General features: G+C 64.4%; 4 protein-coding genes. All 4 read left to right on the plus strand.

The features are described from left to right. Positions 1-273: 273 nt before the first annotated feature. The 4 genes from dnaB to purD all read left to right on the plus strand — a co-directional run bounded on the left by dnaB (position 274) and on the right by purD (position 5,769). Complete coding sequence (gene dnaB / locus B5F89_RS06630) at positions 274-1,671, plus strand: replicative DNA helicase (RefSeq protein ID WP_087430995.1); 1,398 nt, start codon at positions 274-276, stop codon at positions 1,669-1,671. Between the two features lie 226 nt (positions 1,672-1,897). Further along, positions 1,898-3,190, plus strand: coding sequence for an adenylosuccinate synthase (locus B5F89_RS06635; RefSeq protein ID WP_087430996.1), 1,293 nt, complete (start codon positions 1,898-1,900; stop codon positions 3,188-3,190). 227 nt (positions 3,191-3,417) lie between these two features. After that, positions 3,418-4,329, plus strand: a complete 912-nt coding sequence (locus tag B5F89_RS06640) for a DegV family protein (RefSeq protein ID WP_087430997.1) — start codon at positions 3,418-3,420, stop codon at positions 4,327-4,329. Between the two features lie 144 nt (positions 4,330-4,473). Next, positions 4,474-5,769, plus strand: coding sequence for a phosphoribosylamine--glycine ligase (gene purD, locus B5F89_RS06645; RefSeq protein ID WP_204230618.1), 1,296 nt, complete (start codon positions 4,474-4,476; stop codon positions 5,767-5,769). The last annotated feature ends 315 nt before the right edge of the window (positions 5,770-6,084 follow it).

Genomic DNA, 6,084 nt, shown 5'->3' on the forward strand with positions numbered 1-6,084 from the left:
TGACATACCCGCAGGTAGAGCGCTTGCCGGTGGAAAACTCGCCTCAACCGACGTGCAAAAATGTGGAAAACGTTGAAAAGCACCGTTTGCGCAGAGTTTCACCGACGAAGTTATCCCCCGCCTCGGTGGAAATAAAAAAGCGTCCCAAAAGCCCAGTTCTGAGGCTTGAAGAGGCCCCGAGTAGCGTAGTATGGGTGCTCCCAACGCCTAAGAGATGACCTCGCCCGGCGGCCTTTGCCGTGCCGCGCGGGGATGCGCTATGAGAGGAGACCCATGCCCGACGACTACGGATACGACGGCTACGAGCTCGCGCCCGCCGACCGCGGCGCGCGCCAGGGGCTCCCCAACAACGTTGAGGCAGAGGCGACAGTGCTCGCCGCCATGCTGCTCTCGACCGAGGTGGTGCCCGACGCCATCTCGCAGCTGCGCCCCGAGGACTTCTATCGTCCCGCTCACCGCACGCTCTTCCAGGCGCTCATCGAGATGAACGAGCGGAGCATCCCTATCGACTCCATCTCGGTCATCGACTACCTCACCTCCGTTGACAAGCTCTCCGCCGTGGGCGGGGAGGCCTACATCCTCGAGCTCGTGGGCAACACGCTCTCGCTCGTTAACTGGCAGCACCACGCCGGCATTGTGCGCCGCGACTCGATGCTCCGCGAGATCATCGGCGCCACCAACCAGATCAACGCGCTCGCCTACGACGCACCGCTCGACACCAAAGAGGTTGTCGAGCGCGCCGAGAGCATGCTGCTCTCGGTCACCGAGCGCGAGGTCTCGACCGCGTACCGCTCGCTCACCGAGTTCATGATCGAGGCGTACAACGAGGCGGCCGAGGTCTGCGCCGCAGGCGGCCAGGCGCACGGCGTGCCCACCGGCTTCCCGAGCCTCGACAGGCTGCTTCTGGGCTTCCGCGAGGGCCAGCTCATCATCGTGGGCGCACGCCCCGCTGTGGGTAAGACGTCGTTCGCCCTTAACCTCGCCTTGAATGCTGCTGCGGCCGGCTTCACGGTTGGTTTCTTCTCGCTCGAGATGAGTGGTAAGGAAATCGCCCAGCGCCTCATCTGCGCCCATGCGATGCTTTCCATCTCGGACTTCCGCACGGGCCGCATCACGGCCGAGCAGTGGGCGAGCATCAATGAGGCCACGCAGGAGCTCTCCAAGCTCGACATCTTGATTGACGACACACCGGGCACTACGGTGACCGAGATCCGCGCCAAAGCGCGGCGCATGCTGCACAACAAGGAGAGGGCCATTGTGCTTATCGACTACCTGCAGCTGGTGAGCCCGCCGCCGGGGCGCCGCGCAGAGAGCCGTACCGTTGAGGTGTCCGAGATGAGCCGTGGCCTCAAGATTATGGCCAAGGACCTCGAGATTCCCGTTATCGCCCTTTCGCAGCTCAGCCGTGCGGTGGAAAGTCGTACCGGTAAGCGCCCGCAGCTTTCCGACCTGCGTGAGTCCGGCTCGATCGAGCAGGACGCCGACATCGTCATGTTCCTTGATCGCGCCGCGGACGAGACGGAAGCCTCGCGCGACGACCGGCCGGATCTGGGCGTCACGCGCGTTATCGTTGCAAAGAACCGTTCGGGCCCCATTGGTGACGTTGACCTGGCGTTCGTGCCCGCCTCGACTAAGTTCTACGAACTCGACGCCGTGCACGACGAGGGGTAGCGCGACAGGCTCATAAACGACTTGAGCTATGCTCCGCCACCCTCCATCGGCCCCTTTCGTTGCAACGAACATGCAACGAAAACCGCTTGCCCCCGCCTGCCGGTTGAAACGGCGCGAATACCGTGCTCGCTGTGTGGCGAAGGTGGCCCGCGGCTATAATAGAGAGGTTGTTTAGTTTTTGTCCGGGCTACGGCTGCGTGGCACGGGCGCTAGGTGAGGAGACACCATGTCGTCGACCGTGTTAGTCGGAACCCAGTGGGGCGATGAGGGCAAGGGCAAGATCTGCGACCTTATCGCTGGCGATTTCGATTGCGTCGTACGTTATCAGGGCGGCAACAACGCCGGCCACACCATCGTTGTGGGCGACAAGAAGTACGGTCTCCACCAGGTGCCGTCGGGCATCATGTACCCCCAGTGCATCTCGGTCATCGGCAACGGCTGCGTCGTCAACCCGGCGGTGCTGCTCGAGGAGATCGACATGTTCGAGCACGACGGCATCTCCACCGCCAACCTCAAGGTCTCGGGCAACGCGCACGTTATCATGCCGTACCACATCGACCTCGACGGCGCCTTTGAGGAGCTTCTGGGCAGCCACAACATCGGCACCACCAAGCGCGGCATTGGCCCGTGCTACCAAGACAAGATGGCGCGCATTGGCATCCGCATGCAGGACCTGCTTGACGAGGGCGTCTTCCGCGAGAAGGTCTCCCGCGCGCTTGACCGCGTGAACCCGCAGCTCGAGCTCATCTTCCACCAGCCCACCTATACGGTCGACCAGATTTGCGAGACCTACCTGCCTATGGCCGAGCGCCTGCGCCCCTACATCACCGAGACGGGCCTGCTTTTGGGCGAGCTTATCGACGCGGGCAAGAAGATCCTCTTTGAGGGCGCCCAGGCGACGCTGCTTGACATCGACCACGGCACGTACCCGTACGTGACAAGCTCCAACTGCACCGCTGGCGGCGCGGTGACAGGCTCCGGCGTGGGCATGAAGAACATCGACCGCGTGCTGGGCATCATGAAGGCCTACATCACGCGCGTGGGCTCGGGCCCCATGCCAACCGAGCTTTCTTACGAGACGCCCGAGGGCCACACCCTGACCGAGCAGGGCTACGAGTACGGCGTGACCACCGGTCGCCGCCGCCGCTGCGGCTGGTTTGACGGCGTGATTGCCAACTACGCCGCCCGCGTGAACGGCCTTACGGACATTGCCCTCACCAAGCTCGACGTGCTTTCTGAGTTCGATACCATCAAGGTCTGCGTGGCCTACGAGTGCGACGGCGTGCGCTACACCACCGTCCCCGAGCACGAGAGCGCCTTTGCCGCCGCCAAGCCCGTCTACGAGGAGCTTCCCGGTTGGCGCGGCGTGGACATCTCGGGTTGCCGCAGCTTTGACGAGCTGCCCGAGGCGGCGCAGAACTACGTGCGCCGCATTGAGGAGATCGCACACACCAAGGTCTCGTTTGTGTCGGTCGGCCCCGACCGCGACCAGACGATCGAGTGCGGCTGGGAGCACTAAGGGCCCTAAGGGCGGGTGCGCAAACGGCACAGAAACGGACGCATGAGCGGCGCAAAATCGCCGGTGAACGGTCGTTTTTGCGCCGCAATGACGCTTCGCGACCAAAGACTAACAACTTGCCGAAAATCGTCAACGACGGTCGTTACGGCCCTGCGTTGAGGTACGCTTGATACCATGCGTGCGAGGCGCTTTGTGCCCGCATCCCTTATGACATGGAAGGACCCTCGATGAACCAGTTCGCCGTCGTTACCGATAGTGCCGCCGATATCCCGCAAGCTCTGGCCGAGAAACTCGGCATCCACGTGGTGCCCCTGCACGTGGTTATTGCGGGGACGGACTATCGCGACGGGGTGGACATCACCACACCCGAGCTGCTGCGTAAGATGGACGGTGCCGAGGCACTGCCCGTGACCTCGCAGCCCACGCCGGCGGATTTTCTCGAGGTTTACAAGGCGCTTTTTGAGCAGGGCTACACGCAGATTCTCTCCATCCACCTCGCCCGTGCGCTCTCCGCAACCATCGAGAGCGCCCGTGCCATCGCCGGCCAGGTGCCCGATGGCCTGCGCCTTGAGGTGGTCGACAGCTGCACCGCCACGGTCGCGCAGGGCGCCATGGCCATGGAGGCGGCCGTTATTGCTAACCGCGGCGGCTCGCTTGACGAGGCGCTCGAGCGCGTGCGCGCCATCCAGAAGAGCTACCACATCTACTTCTCGCCCGACACGCTGGAGAACCTGGTCAAGGGCGGTCGCGCCACCAAGGCGCAGGGCTTTGCGACCACGCTCCTCAACATCAAGCTCGTGATCGGGCTTTTGGAGGACGGTTCCATCGAGGTGGAGAAGAAGGCCAAGGGCGCCAAGGGGGCCATCTCCTTTATGGCCAAGGAGGTCGCCGCAGACGCCGCCGCGCACGGCGAGCTCATCTATTACGTGCTCCACACCGACCAGCGCGAGCGCGCCTACAAGATTGCCGAGCAGCTCAAAGAGGCAGGCGCCCCGGTGCGCGAGCTTACTGAGTCCACCATCGGTCCGGTTATTGCCACGCACGTGGGCAAGGGTGCCATCGGCATCTTTACCATGCCCGCGGTGCTGCACTCACCCGAGCTGGACGACATTGCGACCTACCTCACGCCCACGTTTTAGCGTGTAGTGCCCCATTGTGGGCGCAACCAAACCGCCCGGCTGGTAGAGTATAGAGTGGCAACAAAACACGCCGAGGCCGCGCCCCGTGCGGCGCGAGCCCTGTGACCGCGCTTTCAAAAAGCCGGGTCGGGAGGAGCTGGTCTTGTGGAGAACACCATCAACATCCTGCTTTTGGGCAGCGGCGGCCGCGAGCACGCGCTGGCGGTAAAGCTGGCCGAGAGCCCGCGTTGCGGCGAGCTCTTCATTGCGCCGGGCAACGGCGGCACGCTCGAGGTGGGCGAGAACGTCGCGCTTGACGAGAACGATCCGGCCGCGGTGGCCGAGTTTGCGCGCGAGACCAACTGCGGCCTGGTGGTCATTGGTCCCGAGGCACCGCTGGTAGTGGGCGTGGCCGACGCCGTGCGCGCCGCGGGCATCCCGTGCTTTGGCCCGGGTGAGGCAGGTGCGCAGATGGAGGGCTCCAAGAAGTTCTCCAAGGAGCTCATGGTCCGCGCGAACATTCCCACGGCCGCCTACGGCGACTTTACGGACGAGGAGTCCGCACTTGCCTACGTGCGCGAGCAGGGCGCTCCGCTGGTGGTAAAGGCCGACGGCCTTGCCGCAGGTAAGGGCGTTGTGGTGGCAACCGAGCTTGCCGAGGCCGAGGACGCCGTGCGCGCCTGCTTTAGCGGCGCCTTTGGCGACGCCGGCCAGACCGTGGTGGTGGAGGAGTGCCTCACCGGCCCGGAGTGCTCGCTTCTGGCGTTTACCGACGGCAAGACCGTCCGCCCCATGGCCACCTCGCAGGATCACAAGCGCGCCCTCGAGGGCGATCGCGGCCCCAACACCGGTGGCATGGGCGTCTACAGCCCGGTGCCCATTGTGACCGAGGCTGAGCATGCCGAGATGGAGCGCATTATGGAGGCCACCGTGGCCGAGCTTGCGGCCGAGGGTATCGACTACCGCGGCTGCCTCTACGGCGGCTTTATGCTCACGCCCGAGGGCCCCAAGGTGCTCGAGTTCAACGCGCGCTTTGGCGACCCCGAGACGCAGGTGATTCTGCCGCGTCTGGAGAACGACCTTGTTGAGGTCATGCTCGCGTGCGCCAACCAGACGCTCGACCAGATCGAGCTCAGCTGGCGCCCGGAGTGGGCGGTGAGCGTGGTCCTCACGAGCGCTGGCTACCCCGGCAGCTACGAGAAGGGCAAGGTCATCACCGGTGTTGAGGACGCCGCAGCCATGGAGGGCGTGACCGTCTACCACGCGGGCACCGCCGTGAACGAGGCGGGCGAGCTCGTGACCGCGGGCGGCCGCGTGCTCGACGTCACCGCGCTCGGCGAGACCTTTGAGTCAGCGCGCGACCTGGCCTACGCTGCCTGCGAGAAGATTAACTTCGAGGGCAAGACCCTCCGCCGCGATATTGGCCTGCGCGCCCTCAAGGGTCGCGAGGCCTGGGACTAGCCCGGGCGCTGACCTGCGCCGCCGCTAAGCGCATGAGTCGCAGCAAATAGCCTTGCACTGCGAAGGGGTGCCGTGAGAACAACCGCGGCACCCCTTTGCCATTGCAAATGCAGGTGTTCTCAAGGGCTACCATCTGGTTCTCCGGTGCAAGATACCGCCTCTGCCCTAAGCGTAGATTGTGCAAAACGGGCAAATTGCCCAAAATAGGGACCGCGGACAAAAAGTTGGACCGCGCGGCGGTCCGGACGGGAGGTCCGCATGCACAGCAGGGAGGACGTGGAGCTGGCGCTGATGGCGCTCGAGGAGGGCTGGACC

The organism is Collinsella sp. An307, assembly GCF_002161805.1.
GTDB lineage: Bacteria > Actinomycetota > Coriobacteriia > Coriobacteriales > Coriobacteriaceae > Coprousia.

Coding starts and splice junctions, on each gene's coding strand:
- dnaB (WP_087430995.1), top strand. CDS start 274: ATGCCCGACGACTACGGATACGACGGCTACGAGCTCGCGCCCGCCGAC.
- B5F89_RS06635 (WP_087430996.1), top strand. CDS start 1,898: ATGTCGTCGACCGTGTTAGTCGGAACCCAGTGGGGCGATGAGGGCAAG.
- B5F89_RS06640 (WP_087430997.1), top strand. CDS start 3,418: ATGAACCAGTTCGCCGTCGTTACCGATAGTGCCGCCGATATCCCGCAA.